This window comes from Pseudomonas sp. NY15356 (assembly GCF_048068175.1).
Lineage (GTDB): Bacteria > Pseudomonadota > Gammaproteobacteria > Pseudomonadales > Pseudomonadaceae > Aquipseudomonas > Aquipseudomonas putida_K.
In genome coordinates this window covers 30635-52801 of record NZ_JBLUPW010000035.1, presented here as the reverse complement: position 1 = coordinate 52801, position 22167 = coordinate 30635, and the positions used below count along the sequence as shown (strand labels likewise).

Annotated in this window: 17 protein-coding genes; 13 read left to right on the top strand and 4 right to left on the bottom strand. The window is 63.8% G+C overall.

All coding sequences use genetic code 11. The features are described from left to right. Positions 1-160: 160 nt before the first annotated feature. Both ACNFCI_RS21415 and ACNFCI_RS21410 read right to left on the bottom strand, forming a co-directional pair. Positions 161-721 (bottom strand): response regulator transcription factor, encoded by a 561-nt coding sequence (locus ACNFCI_RS21415; RefSeq protein WP_084854559.1) that lies wholly within the window; start codon positions 719-721, stop codon positions 161-163. Next, positions 718-1977: an ATP-binding protein gene (locus ACNFCI_RS21410; protein WP_084854560.1), complete on the bottom strand. Its 1260-nt coding sequence runs from the start codon at positions 1975-1977 to the stop codon at positions 718-720. Before ACNFCI_RS21410 ends, ACNFCI_RS21415 begins: the two co-directional genes overlap by 4 nt. A gap of 201 nt (positions 1978-2178) precedes the next feature. On the opposite strand from ACNFCI_RS21410, the gene ACNFCI_RS21405 reads away from it, so the two are divergent. The 13 genes from ACNFCI_RS21405 (at position 2179) to ACNFCI_RS21345 (ending at position 17768) form a co-directional block, all read left to right on the top strand. Next, positions 2179-2895 carry an SIMPL domain-containing protein gene (locus ACNFCI_RS21405; protein ID WP_224456821.1) on the top strand — a complete coding sequence of 239 codons (717 nt, stop codon included), beginning with the start codon at positions 2179-2181 and terminating at the stop codon, positions 2893-2895. Between the two features lie 336 nt (positions 2896-3231). Further along, positions 3232-4857 (top strand): ABC transporter substrate-binding protein, encoded by a 1626-nt coding sequence (locus tag ACNFCI_RS21400; RefSeq protein WP_416768189.1) that lies wholly within the window; start codon positions 3232-3234, stop codon positions 4855-4857. A gap of 160 nt (positions 4858-5017) precedes the next feature. Beyond that, complete coding sequence (locus tag ACNFCI_RS21395; protein WP_416768188.1) at positions 5018-6610, top strand: ABC transporter substrate-binding protein; 1593 nt, start codon at positions 5018-5020, stop codon at positions 6608-6610. 233 nt (positions 6611-6843) lie between these two features. Next, a complete protein-coding gene (locus ACNFCI_RS21390) occupies positions 6844-8223 on the top strand; it encodes an OprD family porin (RefSeq protein WP_084854564.1) in 1380 nt (459 codons plus the stop codon). A gap of 68 nt (positions 8224-8291) precedes the next feature. Continuing rightward, positions 8292-9887, top strand: a complete 1596-nt coding sequence (locus ACNFCI_RS21385; RefSeq protein ID WP_368829962.1) for an ABC transporter substrate-binding protein — start codon at positions 8292-8294, stop codon at positions 9885-9887. A gap of 74 nt (positions 9888-9961) precedes the next feature. Continuing rightward, positions 9962-10972 (top strand): ABC transporter permease subunit, encoded by a 1011-nt coding sequence (locus ACNFCI_RS21380; protein ID WP_196143628.1) that lies wholly within the window; start codon positions 9962-9964, stop codon positions 10970-10972. 10 nt (positions 10973-10982) lie between these two features. Beyond that, positions 10983-11909, top strand: coding sequence for an ABC transporter permease subunit (locus tag ACNFCI_RS21375; RefSeq protein ID WP_084854567.1), 927 nt, complete (start codon positions 10983-10985; stop codon positions 11907-11909). 10 nt (positions 11910-11919) lie between these two features. Next, on the top strand, positions 11920-12888 hold the full coding sequence (locus ACNFCI_RS21370; RefSeq protein WP_084854568.1) for an ABC transporter ATP-binding protein: 969 nt from the start codon (positions 11920-11922) through the stop codon (positions 12886-12888). After that, a complete protein-coding gene (locus ACNFCI_RS21365; RefSeq protein WP_084854569.1) occupies positions 12888-13856 on the top strand; it encodes a peptide ABC transporter ATP-binding protein in 969 nt (322 codons plus the stop codon). The genes ACNFCI_RS21370 and ACNFCI_RS21365 overlap by 1 nt, the downstream gene beginning before the upstream one ends. Positions 13857-13987: 131 nt before the next feature. Next, positions 13988-14788 carry an AraC family transcriptional regulator gene (locus tag ACNFCI_RS21360; RefSeq protein ID WP_084854570.1) on the top strand — a complete coding sequence of 267 codons (801 nt, stop codon included), beginning with the start codon at positions 13988-13990 and terminating at the stop codon, positions 14786-14788. Positions 14789-14852: 64 nt separating this feature from the next. After that, on the top strand, positions 14853-16259 hold the full coding sequence (locus ACNFCI_RS21355; RefSeq protein WP_416768185.1) for an NAD(P)/FAD-dependent oxidoreductase: 1407 nt from the start codon (positions 14853-14855) through the stop codon (positions 16257-16259). A gap of 31 nt (positions 16260-16290) precedes the next feature. Beyond that, entirely contained in the window at positions 16291-16632 is a 342-nt protein-coding gene (locus ACNFCI_RS21350) for a cupin domain-containing protein (protein WP_084854572.1), read from the top strand. Between the two features lie 56 nt (positions 16633-16688). Next, complete coding sequence (locus tag ACNFCI_RS21345) at positions 16689-17768, top strand: polyamine ABC transporter substrate-binding protein (RefSeq protein WP_084854573.1); 1080 nt, start codon at positions 16689-16691, stop codon at positions 17766-17768. Positions 17769-17885: 117 nt separating this feature from the next. Here ACNFCI_RS21345 and ACNFCI_RS21340 read toward each other — a convergent pair whose 3' ends face one another. Together ACNFCI_RS21340 and ACNFCI_RS21335 are read right to left on the bottom strand one after the other, a co-directional pair. After that, entirely contained in the window at positions 17886-19469 is a 1584-nt protein-coding gene (locus tag ACNFCI_RS21340) for a peptide chain release factor 3 (RefSeq protein WP_084854574.1), read from the bottom strand. Positions 19470-19678: 209 nt separating this feature from the next. After that, on the bottom strand, positions 19679-22108 hold the full coding sequence (locus ACNFCI_RS21335; protein ID WP_416768184.1) for a TonB-dependent siderophore receptor: 2430 nt from the start codon (positions 22106-22108) through the stop codon (positions 19679-19681). Positions 22109-22167: the final 59 nt, after the last annotated feature.

Sequence of the window (22167 nt, the reverse complement as noted above, 5' to 3'; positions counted from 1 at the left end):
TCCAGCAGCTCTTTGGGGATTTTAGGCAGGTCACGCAGGGGTTTCTTTTTGGTTGGCATACATGCACCTCTTACTCATGTTATGCCCGAACACAAAATTTCTGACACCCTCGAGCAGCCCCATCACCGCCCCCCAACCACTGAACGCCCCGGTGAGTCGATCAGCGCCGCACAGGCCGCTTCTGCAACTTGCGCTGCAGCGTACGCCGGTGCATCCCCAGCGCACGCGCCGTCGCCGAGATGTTTCCATCATGCTCGGCCAGTACCCGCTGGATGTGCTCCCACTGCAACCGATCCACCGACATCGGATTCTCCGGCACCAGCGAATCCAAGTCCGCATGCTCGGACAACAACGCCGCCAGGACATCGTCCGCGTCCGCCGGCTTGCACAGGTAGTTGCAGGCCCCGCGCTTGATCGCCTCGACCGCGGTGGCGATGCTGGAATACCCCGTCAGGATCAGCACACGCATCTCCGGGTCCAGCTCCAGCAGCTTGGGCAGCAGCACCAACCCCGAATCGCCATCCATCTTCAGGTCCAGGGTGGCGTAGTCAGGCACGTCCTGCTTGGCCAGCACCAAGCCCTCCTCGGCACTGGAAGCGGTGCTCACGCGGAAGCCGCGGCGGCTCATGGCCCGCGCCATGACACGGGTGAAGGTGGCGTCGTCGTCCACCAGCAACAGGTGCGGCAGCTCTTCGCCTTCGACCAGGTTTTCTTCGCTCATCGTTCATCTCCTCGCTTGCCATGGGGCAGGCGCAGCTCGGTGAGGGTGCCGCCCTGTTCATGACTATAGAGTTTCACCGAGCCGCCAGCACGGGTCACGCTGGCCTTGCTCAGGAACAGGCCCAGGCCGAAGCCTTTGCCCTTGGTGGTAAAGAAGGGTTTGCCGATCGCCTCGGCAATCGCCACGGGAATGCCTGGCCCGTGGTCACGAATGCTGATGATGATGTCCTGCTCGTCCCAGTCCAGCTGTACTTCCAGGTCGTCTGGGCAGGCATCGGCGGCATTGTTCAGCAGGTTCAACAGTGCCTGGGTCAGGTCCGGTGGTGGCGTCAGGCGTGGTACCGCGCCGTCGCGCAGGCGCTGGAAGCGGTACGTGGTCTCCGGCCGCATCAGGTGCCAACGGTTGAGCGCCTCGTCCAGCCAGGCGGTCACCTCCTGCTCCACCACGCTCATCCGGCGGTTGGCTTCGGCCGCGCGCACCAGCTGCTGCAAGGTCTCCTTGCACAGCTTGACCTGATCCTGGAGCACCTCCAAGTCTTCCTGCAATTGCGGGTCGGTATGGTCCTGGCGCATCTCGTTGAGCAGCACGCTCATGGTCGCCAGTGGCGTACCCAGCTCGTGGGCGGCGCCTGCCGCCTGGGTGGCCACCGCCAGCAGTTGTTCGTCGCGCAGGCTCTCTTCACGCCGGTCGGCGCGCAGCTTTTCCTGGCGGCGCAGCTCCTCGGCCATGCGCGCGGCGAAGAAGGTGATCACCCCGGCGGCCAGGGCGATGCTCAGCCACATGCCGTAGACCTGCATCTTGTCCCGCGCCATAGGCAAGGTCTCGAGCGGGTAGAACTGCACCAGCAGCAGGCTGTAGGCCACCAACGCGATGCCCGACAGCACCAGCGAGTAGATCCATGGCAAGGTCACCGCGGCAATCGCCAGCGGCACCAGGTAATAGGAAACGAAGGGGTTGGTCGAGCCCCCCGAGTAATACAGCAAGGCGCTGTGGATCAGCAGGTCGCAGGCCAGTTGGAAGGCATATTCCAGCTCGGTGACCGGCAACGACAGACGCAGGCGCAAGGCCGTGAACGCGCACAGCAGCGACGAAAGTGCCAGCGTCGCCGCCAGCGACAGCCAGGGCAACGGCAGCAGCTCGGTCCAGTAGGCCACGCCTACGGAACCGGCCTGGGCGGCCAGGACCAGGATGCGGATGAAGGTCAAGCGCCAGAGGTTCTGGCGGGTAGCGGACAGCGGGTGAACGGCAGCGAGCATGAGCTCTCCTGATGAGTGCTCCAGGACAATCGCCTGGAGTATACCGAAGCCAGGCACCGCACAGCAGCAATGCGGCAAAGCGCCACACTTTGTCACAGGTTCATGATGGCACTTAGGAACCCACTACACTGTTGCCGGTCTGATGGGCCATGCGTGGCAAGGACATCGCCCCCACGCTTTCTTTTTGCCAAGGAGTCAACCATGCAATTACCTCGTCGCAGCACTGCGCTGATCCTGTCCTGTGGCCTGTTGGCCAGCCTGCCGGCGCTGGCAGCCGAAGCGCCCCGCTACAACCAGGTATCGCTGCGCGCCGAAGTCAGCAAGGAAGTGGCACGCGACCTGATGGTCGTGACGCTCTACAGCGAAGCCCAGAACAGCGACCCCGGCAAGCTGGCCAAGGAAATCACCGAGACCATGAACAAGGCCGTGCAGCAGGCGCGCCAGGTCAAGGATGTGAAGATCAGTCAGGGCAGCCGCAACAGCTACCCGGTGTACGACAGCAAGGGCCAGAAGATCACCGGCTGGCGCGAGCGCGCGGAGCTGCGCCTGGAAAGCGCCGACTTCCCTGCCCTGTCCAAGCTCACCGGCGAACTGCTGCAGGACCTGAAGATGGGCGGCATGGATTTCTCCATCGCCCCGGCCACCCGCAAGGCCAGCGAAGACGCCCTGCTCAAGGACGCCGTCGATGCCTTCAAGGCCCGCGCACAGCTGGCCACCGAGGCATTGGGTGGCAAAGGCTACAAGGTGGTCAGCCTGAACCTCAACAGCAGCGGTTACCCACGCCCCTACCTGCGTAGTGCGCCGATGGCCATGAAAGCCATGGCGGCCGACGAAGCAGCCCCAGCGCCGGACATCGAGGCCGGCACCAGCGAAGTCAGCATGAATGCCGATGGCCTGATCGAAGTACAGATGCCCTGATCGGACCTATAGGCGAAGCGACAGGTGCAACGCTTGTCGCTTCTCTGTTTACCCACATTGCTGGAACTGTCAGTTCCAAAAGACCTTTCCCACAGCGTTTAAAGCACTTTCCTATTGACTTGCAAATCAACAAATAAACGGCAAATTGCTGGCAAAAAACCATCGCAAACGTACAACTTGCGGCAAAGTTACATGGATGCGACATCCATGTACGTTGGTCCCACTATTTTGACGCCAACTATCCTTCTGCCTGTTGCATTGGCAATCTCGCCTGCATAAGTATCCGCAAGTCGGCTCACGAGGCCACCTCAATCGAAAAAGAACAATGAGGCCACCATGCTAAAACACGCAGTCATTCCGTTTCTGGTCGGCGCAGGCTTGCTCGCCGGCGCACCTTCCGCACTCGCAGCCACCAACCTGGTGTTCTGCTCCGAAGGCAGCCCTGCCGGCTTCGACCCCGGCCAATACACCACCGGAACCGACTTCGATGCCTCGGCTGAGACCGTCTTCAACCGCCTGACCCAGTTCGAACGCGGCGGTACCGCCGTCATCCCGGGCCTGGCCACCAAATGGGACGTTTCCGAGGATGGCAAGACCTACACCTTCCACCTACGCGAAGGGGTCAAGTTCCACAGCACCGACTTCTTCAAGCCGACCCGCGAATTCAACGCCGACGACGTGCTGTTCACGTTCAACCGCATGCTCGACAAGAACCACCCGTTCCGCAAAGCCTACCCCACCGAATTCCCTTACTTCACCGACATGGGCATGGACAAGAACATCGCCAAGGTGGAGAAAATCGACGATCACACCGTCACGTTCAGCCTCAACCAGGTCGACGCCGCCTTCATCCAGAACCTGGCCATGAGCTTCGCCTCGATCCAGTCCGCCGAATACGCCGATCAGTTGCTCAAGCAGGGCAAGGCCGCCGACATCAACCAGAAGCCGATCGGCACCGGCCCGTTCGTGTTCAGCAAGTACCAGAAAGACGCCCAGATTCGCTTCAAGGGCAACAAGGACTACTGGAACCCCGACGACGTGAAGATCGACAACCTGATCTTCGCCATCAGCACCGACGCCTCGGTGCGCATGCAAAAGCTCAAGAAGAACGAGTGCCAGGTCACCCTCTTCCCACGCCCGGCGGACATCGAGCCGCTGAAGAAGGACCCGAAGCTGCAGATGCCTGAACAGGCCGGCTTCAACCTCGGCTACATCGCCTATAACGTGATGGACAAGGTCAAGGGCAGCAACGAGCCCAACCCCCTGGCCCAGCTGAAGGTGCGCCAGGCCCTGGACATGGCGGTGAACAAGCAGCAGATCATCGAGTCGGTGTATCAGGGCGCGGGCCAACTGGCGGTCAACGCCATGCCACCGACCCAGTGGTCCTACGACACCACCATCAAGGATGCCAAGTACGATCCAGAGAAGGCCAAGCAGTTGCTCAAGGAAGCCGGCATCAAGGAAGGCACCGAGATCACCCTGTGGGCCATGCCGGTGCAGCGCCCCTACAACCCCAACGCCAAGCTGATGGCTGAGATGCTCCAGTCCGACTGGGCCAAGGTCGGCATCAAGGCCAAGATCGTCAGCTACGAGTGGGGCGAGTACATCAAACGCTCCAAGGGCGGCGAACAAGGCGCCATGCTGATCGGCTGGAGCGGTGACAACGGCGACCCGGACAACTGGCTGGGCACCCTCTATGGCTGCGATGCCATGGACGGCAACAACTTCTCCAAGTGGTGCTACAAGCCCTACGACGACCTGATCAAGCAAGCCAAGGCCACCCCCGACCAGGCCAAGCGCACCGAGCTGTACCAAAAGGCACAGCACATCCTCAAGGAACAGGTACCGATCACGCCCATTGCCCACTCCACCGTCTACCAGCCGATGAGCGCCAAGGTGAAGGACTTCAAGATCAGCCCCTTCGGCCTGAACTCCTTCTACGGCGTGAGCGTGGAGAAATAGCGCCAGCCCCTGCGCCGCAGGCTTGACGGCCTGCGGCGAACCCAGCGCCACGAACGCAATCAGCAACCAGCGCCCTCCTGATGCCACCCGCATCGGGACAGGACCCCTGTTGCCGCGATTCAACCCATTGCGGCGAAAACAGACGGAAAAAGGACTCGCCATGCGCCACGCCACACTCCTCAGCACCCTGCTCGGCCTCGGCCTGATGACCCAAGCCCCTGCCCTGCTCGCCAAGAATCTGGTGTTCTGCTCCGAAGGCAGCCCCGCCGGCTTCGACACCGCCCAGTACACCAGCGCCACCGACAACGATGCCGCCGAACCGATCTACAACCGCCTGGTCGAGTTCGAACGTGGCGGCACCGCTGTCCAGCCCGGCCTGGCGACCCGTTGGGAGGTCTCCGAAGACGGCCTGCGCTATACCTTCCACCTGCGCGAAGGGGTGAAGTTCCACGGCAACAAGACCTTCACCCCAAGCCGCGACTTCAATGCCGATGATGTGCTGTTCACCTTCAACCGCATGCTCGACAAGAACCACCCGTTCCGCACGGCCTACCCGACCGAGTTTCCCTACTTCATCAGCATGGGCCTGGACAAGAACATCGCCAAGGTCGAGAAGACCGGCCCGCTGACCGTGGTATTCACCCTCAACAGCGTCGACGCCGCGTTCATCCAGAACCTGGCCATGAGCTTCGCCTCCATCCTCTCCGCTGAGTATGCCGACCACCTGCTGGCCCAGGGCCGCCCCAGCGACATCAACCAGAAACCAATCGGCACCGGTCCGTTCGTGTTCCAGCGTTACCAGAAGGACTCGCAGATCCGCTACAAAGGCAACAAGGACTACTGGGCGCCGGAGGACGTGAAACTCGACAACCTGGTGTTCTCCATCAACATCGACCCCTCGGTGCGTATCCAGAAGCTGCGCCGCAACGAATGCCAGGTCACCCTGCATCCGCGCCCGGCGGACCTGCCGTCGGTCAAGGCCGACGACAAGCTGCAGGTGTTGCAAAAGCCTGGCTTCAACCTCGGCTACATCGCCTACAACACTCAGCATCCGCCCTTCGACCGTCTTGAGGTGCGCCAAGCCATGGACATGGCCGTGAACAAGCAGGCGATCATCCAGGCCGTGTACCAGGAGGCCGGCCAAACGGCAGTCAATGCCATGCCGCCGACCCAATGGTCCTACGACACCAGCATCCAGGACGCCAAGTACGACCCGGAAAAAGCCAAGCAGTTGCTCAAGCAGGCCGGGGTCAAGGAAGGCACCGAGCTTACCCTGTGGGCCATGCCCGTGCAGCGGCCCTACAACCCCAATGCCAAGCTGATGGCCGAAATGCTCCAGGCCGACTGGAGCAAGCTCGGCTTCAAGGTGCGCATCGTCAGCTACGAATGGGGCGAATACCTCAAGCGCATGAAGAACGGCGAGCACGACATCGCCCTGATCGGCTGGACCGGCGACAACGGTGACCCGGACAACTGGCTGGGCACCCTGTACAGCTGCGATGCCATCGGCAGCAACAACTATTCCTTCTGGTGCGACCCGCAATACGACACGCTGGTCAAGAAAGCCAAGCAGGTCACTGACCGCGAGCAGCGCACCCAGCTCTACCAGCAAGCCCAGCAACGTCTCAAGCAACAGGTACCGATCACTCCGGTGGCCCACTCCACGGTCAACCAGCCGATCAGCGCCAAGGTCAACGACTTCCGGGTCAGCCCCTTCGGGCGTAACGACTTTTCCGGTGTGAGTGTCGACTGACCGGACCGCGACCCGCGAACCGGCCGAATCCATCAAAGCGCCGGCCTGGCGAGGGCTTCGCCCTCGATCGCGGGGGCGAGCCCGCTCCTACACGGTCTGCGCCAGCAGCCTGATCTACCGGTTCCCCGAATTTGCCCGGCGATCCCGCGGCAAACCTGGCAGTACCGCTGTACCGCAACATGCCCGGCCCACAAGGCACGGGAATAACTAGAAAACAGAAAGGGAGCTTCACCTTGAGACGTACAACCATCACCGCACTGGCCCTGGCCATAAGTGCAGTTTCCACCGCGGCACAAGCCGACCCTGTCAGCCAGGACTTCGTGCCCATCACCCTGAAGTCCAGCAGTGAGCAGGCCGAGGCCAGCGGCTTTCTCGAAGGCCAGAGCCTGACCGGCAGCACGCGCAACTGGTACGCCCGGGAACGCGCCACCCGCGCGCCGCTGTTCAAGTACTACAAGAGCGACGGCACCCGCCACGCCACCCACAGCCGCGACAACTGGGTGCAGGGCACCATCCTCAACTACAGCTCGGGCTTCACCCAGGGCACCGTGGGCTTCGCCGTGGAAGCCGCCGGTTACAATGCCATCGCCCTGGAACGTGGTCGCGCCGCCGTGGCCGGGCCGAACAACCGTACACTCACCCATAGCGACGGCGACGTGATCGGCCAGTGGAGCAAGATGGGCTTGGCCAACGTCAAGGCGCGGGTGTCCAACACCACCTTGACCGTCGGTCGCCAGACGGTCGATACCCCGATGATGGCCTACATCGGCAACCGTGCGCTGCCGTCGAGCTTCCAGGGTGCCTTCCTGCACAGCGCCGAATTCGACAACCTGTCGTTCGACCTGGGCACCTTCGACCGCGTCTCGCCACGTACCGAACAGAGCCTGAGCAAGTTCCGCAGCGAGTACAGCGCCACTGGCGTCGAAACCGACCGTGCCAGCACCATCGGGGTGAACTACCAGCCGTTCAAGAGCCTGAACACCAGCCTCTACGCCACCAAGGTCGAGGATTTCTGGAACCAGTACTACTTCGGCGCCAACCATGTGCTGGGCGACAGCGCGGTGCTGAGCCTGACCACGGGCCTGAACTACTACAAGACCGTGGACGCCGGCAGCCGGAAGATGGGCCAGATCGACAACGACACCTACAGCCTGTCGTTCGGCCTCACCCACCAGGCCCACACGCTGTCCGCCTCCTGGCAGCAAGTCAACGGCAACGAGTACTTCGACTACCTGCACGAGACCAACGGCATCTACCTGGCCAACTCGCTGCTGTCGGACTTCAACGGCCCCAACGAGAAATCCCTGCAGATCTCCTATGTGCTGAACATGGCGCCCTACGGCGTGCCGGGGCTCAAGTTCAACGTGTACAACGCGCGCGGCTGGGGCATCGACGGCACCCATTACCGGGGCACTGCGTATGACGTCAATGGCATGGACGGCGAGACCCATTATGAATGGGGCATCGGCACCAGCTACGCGGTACAGAGCGGGCCGCTGAAAGACACCAGCATCCGCGCCACCTACACCGCGCACCGTGCCAGCAAGGCCCAGGCCGATGGCAGCCTGGACGAGCTGCGTATCGTCACCACCATTCCGTTCAACATTCTCTGAGCCAGGATGCCCGGCCCGCCCCGTGCGGGCCGCGGCAACTATGCTGGAACAATTTGCAGGGAGGTTCCATGACATCGCTACCGCTACGTGCCGCCCTGGCGGCCGTCATCCTCGGCGCCGCGACTCACCTTGCGGCCAAGCCGCTGGTGGTATGCACCGAGGCCAGCCCGGAAGGCTTCGACATCGTCCAGTACACCACCGCGGTCACCGCCGATGCCGCGGCCGAGACGATCTTCAACCGCCTGGTCGACTTCAGGCCCGGCACCACCGAGATCCAGCCAGCCCTGGCCGAACGCTGGGACATCAGCCCGGATGGGCGGGTCTACACCTTCCACCTGCGCAAAGGCGTCAAGTTCCATACCACGCCCTACTTCACGCCGACCCGCGACTTCAACGCCGATGACGTGCTGTGGAGCCTGAACCGCCAGCTGGACCCGAACCACCCCTGGCACGACAAGACCAGCGTCGGCTTCCCCTACTTCGAGAGCATGGCCTTCAAGGACCTGCTCAAGTCGGTGGAAAAAACCGACGACCACACCGTGGTGATCACCCTGACCCGACCGGAAGCGCCCTTCCTGCGCGACATGGCCATGGCCTTCACTTCGATCTACTCCGCCGAATATGGCGATCAGTTGCTCAAGGCCGGCAAGACCGGCGAGTTGAACAGCAAGCCGGTAGGCACCGGGCCGTTCATCTTCCAGCGCTACAACAAGGACGCCCAGGTTCGCTACAAGCCCAACCCGGACTACTTCCGTGGCAAGCCCCCAGCCGATGCCCTGATCTTCGCCATTGCCACAGACAGCAACGTGCGCCTGCAGAAACTGCGCGCCAACGAATGCCAGATCGCCCTGTATCCCAAGCCGGACGACGTGCCGGCGATCAAGGCCGAACCAACGCTCAAGGTCGCCGAGATCGATTCGTTGGTGACCAGCTACATCGCCATGAACACCCAACACAAGTACCTGAGCGATGTTCGCGTACGCAAGGCGATCAACATGGCGCTCGATCGCCAGCACCATATCGACCAACTGTTCGGCAAGGGCAACGCGACCGAGGCAGTCAATCCATACCCGCATACCATGCTGGGCAACAACGTGATGATCCAGAACCCGCCGCGCGACCTCGACAAAGCCCGGGCGCTGTTGAAGGAGGCCGGTGTACCGGAAGGCACCGTGATGACCCTCTTCACCCGCAACGGCGGCGGGCCGACCAACCCCAACCCGCGGCTCTCCGCCGAGATGCTGCAGGCGGACCTGGCCCAGATCGGCATCAAGCTCGATATCCGGGTGATGGAGTGGGCCGAGATGCTGCGACGCGCCAAAGCCGGCGAGGCCGACATGGTCTCCACCGGATGGGCCAGCGACAACGGCGACCCGGACAACTTCCTCGGCCCCCTGCTCAGCTGCGAGGCGGCGAAGAACGGCGAGAACTATGCCCGTTGGTGCAACGAGAAGTTCCAGGAACTGATTACCCGCGCGCGCACCCTCAGCAGCGACGAAGAGCGTGGCTGGGTCTATGCCGAGGCCATGAAGGTGTACGATGACGACCAACCCTGGATCAATATGGCCCACCCGAAGACGTTTACCGCCCTGCGTGACAACGTGGAGGGCTATGTGATCAACCCGCTGACCAACAACAACTTCGCCACCACCAAGGTGAAGTAGAACAACAACGACCGCCGGCGCCCCACGAGGGACCCGGCGGCACCGCCTGACCGGCTGATGAGGTACACCCGACGATGTTGAGTTTTATTGCCCGGCGCCTGGGCCTGCTGATTCCGACCTTCTTCGGTATCACCTTGCTGACCTTCGCGCTCATACGCCTGATCCCCGGCGACCCGGTGGAAGTGATGATGGGCGAACGCAGGGTCGACCCCGAGATGCACGCCCAGGCCATGGAGCGCCTGGGCCTGAACAAGCCACTGCCGGTCCAGTACCTGGACTACATCGGCAAGCTCGCCCAGGGTGACCTGGGCGAGTCGTTGCGCACCCGCGAGAGCGTGTGGAACGAGTTCCTCACCCTGTTCCCCGCCACCCTGGAGCTGGCCTTCGCCGCCCTGCTGTTCGCCGGCATCGTCGGCCTGCTGGCCGGGGTGATCGCTGCGCTCAAGCGAGGTTCGCTGTTCGACCATGGGGTCATGGGTATTTCCCTGGCCGGCTATTCCATGCCGATCTTCTGGTGGGGCCTGATCCTGATCATGTTCTTCTCCGTGAGCCTGGGCTGGACGCCCGTCTCCGGGCGCATCGACCTGCTCTACGACATCGAGCCCAAGACCGGCTTCATGCTCATCGACACCCTGCTCAGCGAAGAGGAAGGCGCGTTCAAGGACGCGGTCATGCACCTGATCCTGCCGGCCATCGTACTGGGTACCATCCCGCTGGCGGTGATCGCCCGCATGACCCGCTCCTCGATGCTCGAGGTGCTGCGCGAGGACTACATCCGTACCGCCCGGGCCAAGGGCCTGTCGCCTTCGCGCGTGGTGTTCATCCATGGCCTGCGCAATGCGCTGATCCCGGTGCTGACCGTGTTCGGCCTGCAGGTCGGCACCTTGCTCGCCGGTGCCGTGCTCACCGAGACCATCTTTTCCTGGCCGGGCATCGGCAAGTGGTTGATCGAAGCCATCGGTGCCCGTGACTACCCCGTGGTCCAGAACGGCATCCTGTTGATCGCCTGCCTGGTGATCCTGGTCAACTTCGTCGTGGACATCCTCTACGGCCTGGCCAACCCACGCATCCGTCATCAGCGCTGAGGCCCAAGCCATGACTAGCTCGATTCCAAAATCCGTCACCCCGGCAAGCCCGGTGGACCAGAGCCTGCTCTACCCTTCCCCCTACAAGGAGTTCTGGCAGGCCTTCTCACGCAACAAAGGCGCCGTCGCGGGCCTGGCCTTCATGTGCCTGGTGGTGTTCTGCGCCGTGTTCGCCCCATGGGTCGCGCCGCACAACCCGAGCGAGCAGTACCGCGACTTCCTGCTGACCCCGCCGGTCTGGCTCGAAGGTGGAACCTGGCAGTTCATCCTCGGCACCGACGAGCTGGGCCGCGACCTGCTCTCGCGGTTGATCCAGGGCGCACGGCTGTCGCTGCTGATCGGCCTGTCGTCGGTGGTGATGTCGCTGATCCCCGGCATCCTGCTGGGCCTGCTGGCCGGGTTCTTCCCGCAGATCCTCGGCCCTTCGATCATGCGCCTGATGGACGTGATGCTGGCCCTGCCCTCACTGCTGCTGGCCGTCGCCATCGTCGCCATCCTCGGCCCAGGCCTGATCAACACGGTGATCGCCATCGCCATCGTCTCGCTGCCGTCCTACGTGCGCCTGACCCGCGCCGCGGTGATGGGCGAGCTGAACCGCGACTACGTCACCGCCGCGCGCCTGGCCGGCGCCGGCCTGCCACGCCTGATGTTCGTCACCGTGCTGCCCAACTGCATGGCTCCGCTGATCGTCCAGGCCACCCTGAGCTTCTCCTCGGCGATCCTCGACGCCGCCGCCCTGGGCTTCCTGGGCCTTGGCGTCCAGCCGCCCACCCCCGAGTGGGGCACCATGCTGGCCTCGGCCCGCGACTACATCGAACGCGCCTGGTGGGTGGTCAGCCTACCGGGCCTGACCATCCTGCTCAGCGTGCTGGCGATCAACCTGATGGGCGACGGGCTGCGTGATGCGCTGGACCCGAAACTCAAGAACGCCGCCTGAGGAGAACGCCATGTCACTGTTGCAGATCAACAACCTGAACGTGCGCTTCGGCGACGCCAACGCCGTGCCCGTGGTGGACGGCCTGGACCTTACCGTGGAGGCCGGCGAGATTCTCGCCATCGTCGGCGAGTCCGGCTCCGGCAAGTCGGTCACCATGATGGCCCTGATGGGCCTGATCGACGCCCCCGGGCGCATCACCGCCGACGTGCTCAACTTCGACGGCACCGATATGCTCAAGCTCAGCGGCCGGCAACGTCGCAAAGTGGTGGGCAAGGACATCGCCATGGTCTTCCAGGACCCGATGACCGCCCTGAACCCCAGCTACACCGTGGGCTACCAGATCGAGGAAGTGCTGCGCCAGCACCTCGGGCTCAAGGGCAAGGCTGCCCGCCAGCGTGCCCTGGAGCTGCTCAAGAAGGTCGAGATCCCGGCCGCCGAAAGCCGCCTGGACGCCTACCCCCACCAGCTTTCCGGCGGCATGAGCCAGCGCGTGGCGATCGCCATGGCCATCGCCGGCGAACCCAAGCTGCTGATCGCCGACGAGCCGACCACCGCCCTGGACGTGACCATCCAGGCGCAGATCATGGAGCTGCTGGTGAACTTGCAGAAGGAGCGCAACATGGCGCTCATTCTCATCACCCACGACCTGGCCGTGGTCGCCGAGACGGCCAGGCGGGTCTGCGTGATGTACGCAGGGCAGGCGGTGGAAGTGGGCCAGGTACCGGAACTGTTCGACATCCCCGCCCATCCCTACAGCGAAGCCTTGCTGGCGGCCATCCCCGAGCACAGCATCGGCGCCGAACGCCTGGCCACCCTGCCCGGCATCGTCCCCGGTCGCTACGACCGGCCCAAAGGCTGCCTGCTGTCACCGCGCTGCCCCTACGTGCAGGAAAACTGCCGCCAGCAGCGTCCGCCCCTCGATCCCCAGGCACACAGCCTGGTGCGTTGCTTCTATCCGCTGAACCAGGAGGTGGCGTGATGACCGTCGTCCTATCCGCCCGTGAACTGACCCGTCACTACGAAGTCTCCCGCGGCCTGTTCAAGGGCCATGCGCTGGTGCGCGCACTCAATGGCGTGTCGTTCGAGCTGGAGGCCGGCAAGACGCTGGCCGTGGTCGGCGAGTCCGGCTGTGGCAAGTCGACCCTGGCCCGCGCGCTCACCCTCATCGAGGAGCCGTCCTCCGGCTCCCTGCAGATCGCTGGCACCGAAGTGAAGGGGGCCAGCAAGGCCGAGCGCAAGCAGCTGCGCCGCGACGTGCAGATGGTCTTCCAGAGCCCCTATGCCTCGCTCAACCCGCGCCAGAAGATCGGCGACCAGTTGGCCGAGCCACTGCTGATCAACACCGCCCTGGGCAAGGCCGAGCGCCGTGAGAAGGTGCAGAAGATGATGGAGCAGGTCGGCCTGCGTCCCGAGCACTACCAGCGCTACCCGCACATGTTCTCCGGCGGCCAGCGCCAGCGCATCGCCCTGGCCCGGGCGATGATGCTGCAGCCGAAAGTGCTGGTAGCCGACGAGCCGACCTCGGCCCTGGACGTGTCGATCCAAGCCCAGGTGCTGAACCTGTTCATGGACCTGCAGAAGGAGTTCAACACCGCCTACGTGTTCATCTCCCACAACCTCGCAGTGGTGCGCCATGTAGCCGACCAGGTGTTGGTGATGTACCTGGGCCGCCCCGCGGAGATGGGCCCGAAGGAGGACATCTACGAAAAGCCCCTGCACCCGTACACCCAGGCCTTGCTGTCGGCGACCCCGGCCATCCACCCGGACCCGCTCAAGCCGAAGATCCGCATCGCCGGTGAATTGCCCAACCCGCTCAACCCACCGGATGGCTGCGCCTTCCACAAACGCTGCCCCTATGCCACCGAGCGCTGTACCAAGGAAGTGCCGGCACTGCGCCAGGTGGGTACACGGCAGGTGGCATGCCATTATGCCGAGCAGTTCCTCTAACCCCTGGATAACTGGGGCTGCTTTGCAGCCCTTTCGCGGCGCAAGGCCGCTCCTACACCCGCGATAGCGCTGGCACCGGCAGCGTCTGCCCTGGCCTTGTCACCCACGCCCCGCCAGGGCACTATCCCGCCATGACCCTCCCCGACACCCCCGAGCAAACGCCGCTCACCGCCGATACCGTGCTGCGCTACCACCTGTGTTGGAAGCACCGCGACCTCGACGGCGTCATGGCGCTCTATCATCCCGACATCCAGTACCACGACTTCTTCCAGAACCGCGTACTCGGCTTCGATGAGCTGCGCGACTATGTGCGCGCCAGCCTGCCCCATGCCGCCGGCGAGGACATCGTCCACAGCGACCGTATCCGCGTGGACGGCTGCACAGCTTTCATCCAGTACCAGGTCACGGTCCAGGGCGGCGACGGGCTGGTGGCGTTCCAGTCCAGCGAAGCGATCACCGTCAAGGACGGGCTGATCTGGCGCATCAACGAATACGCCACCCTGGTACGCCGCAACGCCAAGGGCAGCGACCGCAGCAGCCCACGACCGGCCACCAGCCGCCTTGGCCTGTCGCCCCGCCAGCTGTCCACCATGGCCCAGGACCTGGAGCATTACTTCCAGCGCCAGCGCCCCTATCTCGACCCGGAACTGGACCTGCAGCAGGTCGCCGAGGCCAGCGGCTACAGCCGCAACCAGATCTCCTACCTGCTCAACCAGGTGCTGGGGCAAAGCTTCTACCGCTACGTCAACCAGGCACGCCTGCAGCACCTGCTGGCCAGCCTGGACGACAGCTGTACACGCATGCCGGTCGATGACCTGGCCTTCGCCGCCGGCTTCAACTCGCTCTCGGCCTTCTACAAGTGCTTTCGCGAACACACAGGGCTGTCGCCCAAGGCCTATGTGAAGCAAATTTCCCTGCGTGCACGCACGTAAGACAGCCATCGCCCCGTCCCACTAGGATCGCCACAGACCTTTACGGATGTGGAGCCGCAGTACCATGCAACCCTGGCGCACGATCAGCCTCTGGCTGGACCAGCTCGACGAGCCCCCTTGCACCCGACCGGCCCTGGGCCAGGACCTGACGGTGGACGTGTGCATCATCGGTGCCGGCTACACCGGGCTGTGGACGGCCTACTACCTCAAGCGCCAGGCGCCGCACCTGAGCATCGCGGTGCTCGACGCCCATTTCGCAGGCTTCGGCGCCTCCGGACGCAACGGCGGGTGGTTGATGGGCAACCTGCTGGGCGAGGACCGGATGCTCGCCAGCCTTTCGCCGCAACAACGCCGCGCCAGCATCGAGCTGCTGCACGGTATTCCCGATGAAGTCCACGGCATCCTGCAACGCGAAGGCATCGACTGTAACTATCGCAAGGGCGGTGTGCTGTATTGCGCGGCCCGCTACCCCGAACAGGAGCGCAGCCAGCGCGCCTACCTGGACGATCTCTACCGCCAAGGCATGACCGAGGACGACTACCGCTGGCTGGGCCCAGAACAACTCGACGGCCAGTTGCGGGTGAGCAACGCCTATGGCGCGATCTACAGCCCACACACCGCGACCATCCAACCAGCCAAGCTCGTCCGGGGCCTGGCCCGTACGGTGGAGAACCTCGGCGTTGCCCTCTACGAGCACACGCCCGCCATCGACTGGCGCCCCGGTGAGGTACGCACGCCACAGGCCACGATCCGCAGCCATTGGGTGGTGCCGGCGGTGGAAGGCTACGCCGCCAGCCTGCCCCCATTGGGCCGCCACCAGCTACCGGTACAAAGCCTGCTGGTGGCGACCGAACCGTTGCCGCAATCGACCTGGGCCCGGATCGGCCTGGCCCAGGGCCAGGCTTTCAGCGAAAGCAGCCGCCAGGTCACCTATGGCCAGCGCACCGCCGACGACCGCCTGGTGTTCGGTGCCCGTGGCGGCTACCGCTTCGGCGGGCGACTGCGGGAAGACTTCAGCCTCACCGATGCCGAGATCGCCCTGCGCCGCTACCTATTCAGCGAGCTGTTCCCGCAGCTCAAGGACGTGCGCATCACCCACTCGTGGGGCGGCAACCTGGGCATGGCCCGACGCTTCCACCCGCACATGCTGTGCGACCGCCAGCGTGGCATCGCCCTGGCCGGCGGCTACGGCGGCGAAGGCGTCGGTGCCACCAACCTGGGCGGGCGTACCCTCGCGGCGTTGATCCTCGACCAGCACAACGCCCTCACCGCACAGCCCTGGGTGTACGACAACCGCCCGCTGTCGAGCCTGGCGACCTGGCCCCCCGAGCCGTGCCGCTGGCTGGGCTACAACGCGATCATCCAAAGCTTCGTGCACGAAGACCAGACCCTCGCCAACCCCGGCAGCGCCCCCTGGAGACGGCGCCTGGCCATCGCCCTTGCCGACTTCATGGAAGGCTTCATGCGCTGATTTCCCAAAACCGCCACACAGGATCCACGGTATGAGCATCACCCAGTTCAAACACACCGCCAGCGTCCCCCTGGCACACAGCAACCCTGTCGCCGCCCCGCTCGGTGAACCGGTCGCGGTCACCTCGGTGACCTGCGTCGAGCGCAACGATGGCGTCGAAACCGGGATCTGGGAGTGCACACCCGGACGCTGGCGTCGGCAGATCGTGCAGCAGGAGTTCTGCCACTTCGTCAAAGGCCGCTGCACCTTCACCCCCGATGGGGGCGAGCCTTTGCACATCGAAGCTGGCGACGCCCTGATGCTACCGGCCAACAGCACCGGCACCTGGGACATCCAGGAGACGGTGCGCAAGACCTACGTACTGATTTTCTGATTCACCAATCGCCTGCCGCCCTTCGATAACAACAAACCAAGCAAGGTATACCGGACATGCGCACGCTTCTTCTCGCCCCCCTGATGCTCGCCGCCTGCGCGGCCAATGCCACCGACTCGGTGAAGATCTACAACTGGTCCAGCTACATCGCCCCCGATACGCTCAAGCAGTTCCAGCACGCCACCGGCATCGTCCCCACCTACGATGTGTTCGACAGCAACGAGACCCTCGACGGCAAGTTGATGACCGGTAATTCCGGCTACGACGTGGTGTTTCCCTCCAACCATTTCATGGCCCGGCAGATCCAGGGCAAGGCGCTGAAGAAGCTCGACAGAAGCCAGCTGCCCAACTGGCACAACCTCAACCCAGTGCTGCTCAAGGCCCTGGAAGTCAACGACCCGGGCAACCAGTACGGCTTCCCATACCTGTGGGGCAGCACCGGCATCGGCTACAACATCGACAAGGTCAAGGCCGTGCTTGGCGACAACGCGCCGATCGACTCCTGGGACCTGATCTTCAAGCCCGAATACATTGCCAAGCTCAAAAGCTGCGGCGTCGCTGTGCTCGACAACGGCCCCGAACTGCTGCCGATCGCACTGCACTACCTGGGCCTGCCGCACCACAGCCGCAACCCGGCCGACTACGACAAAGCCAAGGCGCTGTTGATGCAGGTACGCCCCTACATCAGCTACTTCCATTCGTCCAAGTACACAGGCGACCTGGCCAATGGCGATGTGTGCGTGGTGGTGGGGTTCTCGGGGGATGTGCTGCAGGCGAAGAACCGTGCCGAAGAGGCACAGAACGGGGTGAAGGTGGGTTATTCGATACCTAAGGAAGGTGCACCGCTGTGGTTCGACATGGTGGCCATGCCGGCCGATGCGCCAGACGAGAAAGCCGGCTATGCCTACATGAACTACCTGCTGCAGCCAGAGGTGATGGCCGCGATCAGCGACCATGTGCAATATGCCAATGGCAACCTCAAGGCTGACGCCTTGGTGGCCCCGCAGCTCAAGGCCAACGGCATGATCTACCCCAGTGACGAGGTGCTGGGCAAGCTCTATGCCCTGGAGGCGATGCCGGCGAAGATCGACCGGATCAGGACGCGGATCTGGACCAGTATCAAAGCGGGGAATTGAATCAGAAGGGGCCGCTTTGCGGCCCATTCGCGGCACAAGGCCGCTCCTACAAGGGCATGCGGTCTCCTGTAGGAGCGGCCTTGTGCCGCGAATGGAGGGCAATGCCCTCCCCTGCAATCAATGATGCTCGCGGGTAGCGCGGAAGGTCACATCCGGCCAGCGCTCTTCCATCAGCGACAGGTTGACCCGGGTCGGGGCCAGGTAGGTCAGGTGACCGCCACCGTCGATGGCCAGGTTCTCCATGGCCTTGTTCTGGAATTCCTCGAGCTTCTTCTTGTCGTCGCAGCTGATCCAACGTGCCGACCAGACGGTGATCGGCTCGTAGGCACACTCGACCTTGTACTCTTCCTTCAGGCGGCTGGCGACCACATCGAACTGCAGCACACCGACCGCACCGAGGATGATGTCGTTGCTACGCTCGGGGAAGAACACCTGGGTCGCCCCCTCCTCGGCCAGCTGCTGCAGGCCCTGGCGCAGTTGCTTGGACTTGAGCGGGTCCTTCAGGCGCACGCGGCGGAACAGTTCCGGAGCGAAGTGCGGAATGCCGGTGAAGCCCAGCGCCTCGCCTTCGGTGAAGGTGTCACCGATCTGGATAGTGCCGTGGTTGTGCAGGCCGATGATATCGCCGGCATAGGCTTCCTCGAGCTGTTCACGCTCGGAGGAGAAGAAGGTCAAGGCGTCGCCGATGCGCAGGTCCTTGCCCAGGCGCACATGACGCATCTTCATCCCCTTCTCGTACTTGCCCGAGCAGATGCGCATGAAGGCGATACGGTCGCGGTGCTTGGGGTCCATGTTCGCCTGGATCTTGAACACGAAGCCGGTGAATTTTTCTTCCACGGGCTCGACGGTCCGCTCGTGGGCGACGCGGCCCAGCGGGCGCGGCGCCCAGTCGACGACAGCATCGAGCACATGGTCGACACCGAAGTTGCCAAGCGCGGTACCGAAGAACACCGGGGTCAGTTGGCCATTGATGAACTCTTCCTGGTTGAATTCATGGCAGGCGCCCTGTACCAGCTCCAGCTGCTCGACGAACGACTCGTACTGGTCGCCCAGGTGCGCGCGAGCTTCGTCGGAGTCGAGCTTCTGGATGATCTTGGCTTCGGTGCGCTCGTGGCCGTGGCCCGGGGTGTAGACCACGATGTAGTCGCCGGTCAGGTGGTACACGCCCTTGAAGTCGCGGTAGCAACCGATCGGCCAAGTGATCGGCGCGGCCTTGATCTTCAGGACCGCCTCGATCTCGTCGAGCAGTTCGATCGGGTCGCGGATGTCCCGGTCGAGTTTGTTGATGAAGCTGACGATGGGCGTGTCACGCAGGCGGCACACGTCCATCAGGGCGATGGTGCGCGGCTCTACGCCCTTACCGCCGTCGAGCACCATCAACGCCGAGTCCACCGCGGTCAGGGTGCGGTAGGTGTCTTCGGAGAAGTCCTCGTGGCCCGGGGTGTCGAGCAGGTTGATCATGTGTTCGCGATAGGGGAACTGCATCACCGAGGTGGTGATGGAGATGCCACGCTGCTTCTCCATTTCCATCCAGTCGGAGGTGGCGTGGCGGTCGGACTTGCGCGACTTCACGGTACCGGCAACGGCAATCGCCTTGCCCATCAGCAAGAGCTTCTCGGTGATGGTCGTCTTACCGGCGTCGGGGTGGGAAATGATTGCGAAAGTGCGGCGCTTCGCGACTTCGGCGGCCTGGTTGGTCATGGGAAATCGCCTGACTGGGGATCAAAAAGGGGCAGTATCATACCTGAAGTCGGGCCGCCGGCCAAAATCCGGCGAATGAGCGGCAGCCCTGGAAGGCACTGCTGGCCCAATCGCGGGACAAGCCCCCCACAGGGATTGGTCAGGGGCCGTGCAGGCCTGTAGGAGTGGCCTTGTGCCGCGAAAGGGCCGCAAAGCGGCCCCGCTCGACATCAGAACCCTACACTGGCCTGCACATAGAACGTACGCGGCTCGCCCACATAGAGCCCGGCGTTGTTGTCGCTGGAGCGGGTGTAGTACTGCTTGTCGAAGAGGTTCTTCACCCCCGCGGCCACTTTGAGGTTCGACGCCTGCGGCCCGAAGTCGTAACCACCCCGCACATGCCAGGTCACGTAGCCCGGGATGTCGCCGTATTGCCCGTCGGCACTCGGCTCGGTGATGTAGTCGCCGTTGAAGCTGCCATCGGAATTGATCCCGGTTCCCGGCGCGCGCTGCTTCGATTGGGCATAGGCGTCGAGGTTCCAGGTCCAGCGGTTGATCTCGTAGCGCAGGCCGGCGGTGGCAACCTGGCGCGAGTAGAACGGCAGGTCGCGCCCCTTGAAGCCTGGGATCTCGCCCTCGTAGGTCGCACGGGTATAGGTGTAGCCGGCATTGGCCGACAGCCCTTGCAGGCGCGGGTCGAGGCCCGACAGGTCGTAGCGCACCGAAGCCTCGATACCCTGGTGCTTGGTGGCGCCCAGGTTGGTCCAGCCCACGTCGTTGCTGATGTACTGCAGTTCGTCGTCGAAGTCGATGTAGAACGCCGTCAGCTCACCGGCCCAGTCGCCGTTGTCATAGCGTGTACCGATCTCGTAGGTCTTGGCCTTTTCCGGCTCCAGGCCATTGGCCGTGCTGTTGCCCGTCCCGCCCTGGCCGAGCTGGAAGTACTGCAGGCTGCCGAAGGAGGTCTCGTAGTTGGCGAACAGCTTCCAGGCATCGGAGAGGTGGTACATCACGCTCAGCGCCGGCAACGGCTCGTTGCTGGTGATGCTGCGCTTCTTCTCCGCCACCGGGCGGCCGTTGGCACCGATCACCGGGCGATCGCGCCAGTCAGTATTGATATGCTCGAAGCGGATGCCCGGCGTGATGGTCCAGTTGCCGACATCGATCTTGTCGTCGATGTAGTAGGCGCTGGCCTCGGTGCCACCGCTGCGGTCCTGGAACACATGGCCGTCGGAGCCGGGTACCGGCGTCGGTACGTTGTCGACCAGCCCCAGGCGGGTCGACTGCTCGCGCATGGCTTCCTTCAGGTAGCGGTAGCCGACGCTGACTTCCTGGGTGGTGGGGCCGGCGAAGAAGATCCGCGACACCCGCGGCTCGATGGCGAAGGTGTGGTAGTTGCGCGGGTAGGTCGACAGGGTCTTCATGTCCCGCGAGGCGATGGCGCTGCCGCGGAAGCTGTCGGTGTAGTAGGTCAGCACCTCGAACTGGGTGGCATCGTCGATCTGGCGCAACCACTTGAACGACACATCCTTGCGTCGACCGCTGAAATAGTCGTAGTCACGCAGCGACTGGAACGGGTTCTGGTCGAACTGGGCCTGGGTCAGCCCGCCGGGCATGTCGGCGCGGCCATCGTAGTAATGGAAGTTGAGCCAGAACTCGTCGCTGTCGGTAGGCGCCCAGTGGGTCTTGAGCATGACATCGTCGATATCGTTGTCGTTGTTGCTGCTGCGGTAGCCGTCGCCATTGACGCCGGTGTACAGCAGCGCCACGCCCATGCCGTTGTCGGCGGTGCCGCCGACGAAGGCCGACTCGGTGTGCTTCCAACCGCCATGTTGGGAAGTTTCCAGGGTGGTGGACAATTCACCGGTGGCCTTCTCGGGGATCGCCCGGGTGACGAAGTTGATCACCCCGCCGACGTTCTGCGGGCCATAGCGCACAGAGCCTGCACCGCGCACCACGTCGATGCTGTCCAGGTTGCCCGAGGAAATCGGCGCCATGGACAGCTGCGGCTGGCCATAGGGCGCGAAAGCTGCGGGAATGCCGTCGATCAACACGGTCGAGCGTGGCGACAGGCGCGAGGTCAGGCCCCGCACACCGACGTTGAGCGACAGGTCGCTGCCGCCGGTGCCGTTGGAATCCTGCACCTGCACGCCGGGGATGCCACGCAACACGTCGCGCACGTTCATCGCGCCCTTCTCCACCATGGCCTCACGACGCACCACGGTGCGCGCGCCAGGGTGGTTCTGCACCACGCTCTGCTCGGCATCGCCCAGCCAGTCGCCCACCACCTTGATATCGGTGGGCGCCAGCTCCAGGCTGCCGGTGGTGAGCGTACCGGCGGCCGGGGCCGGCTTGACCACCACGGTATCCTGGGACATCTCATACGTCAGCCCGCTGCCCTGCAGCAATTGCTGCAGGGCCTGTTCCGGCGCCAGCTCGCCCGACACCGCCGGGGCCTGCTTGCCCGCCACCAGTTCGGGGCTGTAGAACAGTTGCAGGCGGGTTTGCTGGCCGAGCTGGCTCAAGGCCGAAGCCAACGGCTGGGCCTGGATCTGGATGGCCGCCGGAGCTTGTTCGGCGTACGCATTGGCAGTGGCGGCGCTGACCGCCAGGGCCAGGGCAAGAATGCGAAAACGCAGGAAGGGCTTGTTGTTGTTCACGTCGTCGAAAGATCCTGAAAACCGGGATAAACGCCAACCGCACGCAAATGGAAATGCTT

Coding starts and splice junctions, on each gene's coding strand:
- ACNFCI_RS21415 (WP_084854559.1), bottom strand. CDS start 721: ATGAGCGAAGAAAACCTGGTCGAAGGCGAAGAGCTGCCGCACCTGTTG.
- ACNFCI_RS21410 (WP_084854560.1), bottom strand. CDS start 1,977: ATGCTCGCTGCCGTTCACCCGCTGTCCGCTACCCGCCAGAACCTCTGG.
- ACNFCI_RS21405 (WP_224456821.1), top strand. CDS start 2,179: ATGCAATTACCTCGTCGCAGCACTGCGCTGATCCTGTCCTGTGGCCTG.
- ACNFCI_RS21400 (WP_416768189.1), top strand. CDS start 3,232: ATGCTAAAACACGCAGTCATTCCGTTTCTGGTCGGCGCAGGCTTGCTC.
- ACNFCI_RS21395 (WP_416768188.1), top strand. CDS start 5,018: ATGCGCCACGCCACACTCCTCAGCACCCTGCTCGGCCTCGGCCTGATG.
- ACNFCI_RS21385 (WP_368829962.1), top strand. CDS start 8,292: ATGACATCGCTACCGCTACGTGCCGCCCTGGCGGCCGTCATCCTCGGC.
- ACNFCI_RS21380 (WP_196143628.1), top strand. CDS start 9,962: ATGTTGAGTTTTATTGCCCGGCGCCTGGGCCTGCTGATTCCGACCTTC.
- ACNFCI_RS21375 (WP_084854567.1), top strand. CDS start 10,983: ATGACTAGCTCGATTCCAAAATCCGTCACCCCGGCAAGCCCGGTGGAC.
- ACNFCI_RS21370 (WP_084854568.1), top strand. CDS start 11,920: ATGTCACTGTTGCAGATCAACAACCTGAACGTGCGCTTCGGCGACGCC.
- ACNFCI_RS21365 (WP_084854569.1), top strand. CDS start 12,888: ATGACCGTCGTCCTATCCGCCCGTGAACTGACCCGTCACTACGAAGTC.
- ACNFCI_RS21360 (WP_084854570.1), top strand. CDS start 13,988: ATGACCCTCCCCGACACCCCCGAGCAAACGCCGCTCACCGCCGATACC.
- ACNFCI_RS21355 (WP_416768185.1), top strand. CDS start 14,853: ATGCAACCCTGGCGCACGATCAGCCTCTGGCTGGACCAGCTCGACGAG.
- ACNFCI_RS21350 (WP_084854572.1), top strand. CDS start 16,291: ATGAGCATCACCCAGTTCAAACACACCGCCAGCGTCCCCCTGGCACAC.
- ACNFCI_RS21345 (WP_084854573.1), top strand. CDS start 16,689: ATGCGCACGCTTCTTCTCGCCCCCCTGATGCTCGCCGCCTGCGCGGCC.
- ACNFCI_RS21340 (WP_084854574.1), bottom strand. CDS start 19,469: ATGACCAACCAGGCCGCCGAAGTCGCGAAGCGCCGCACTTTCGCAATC.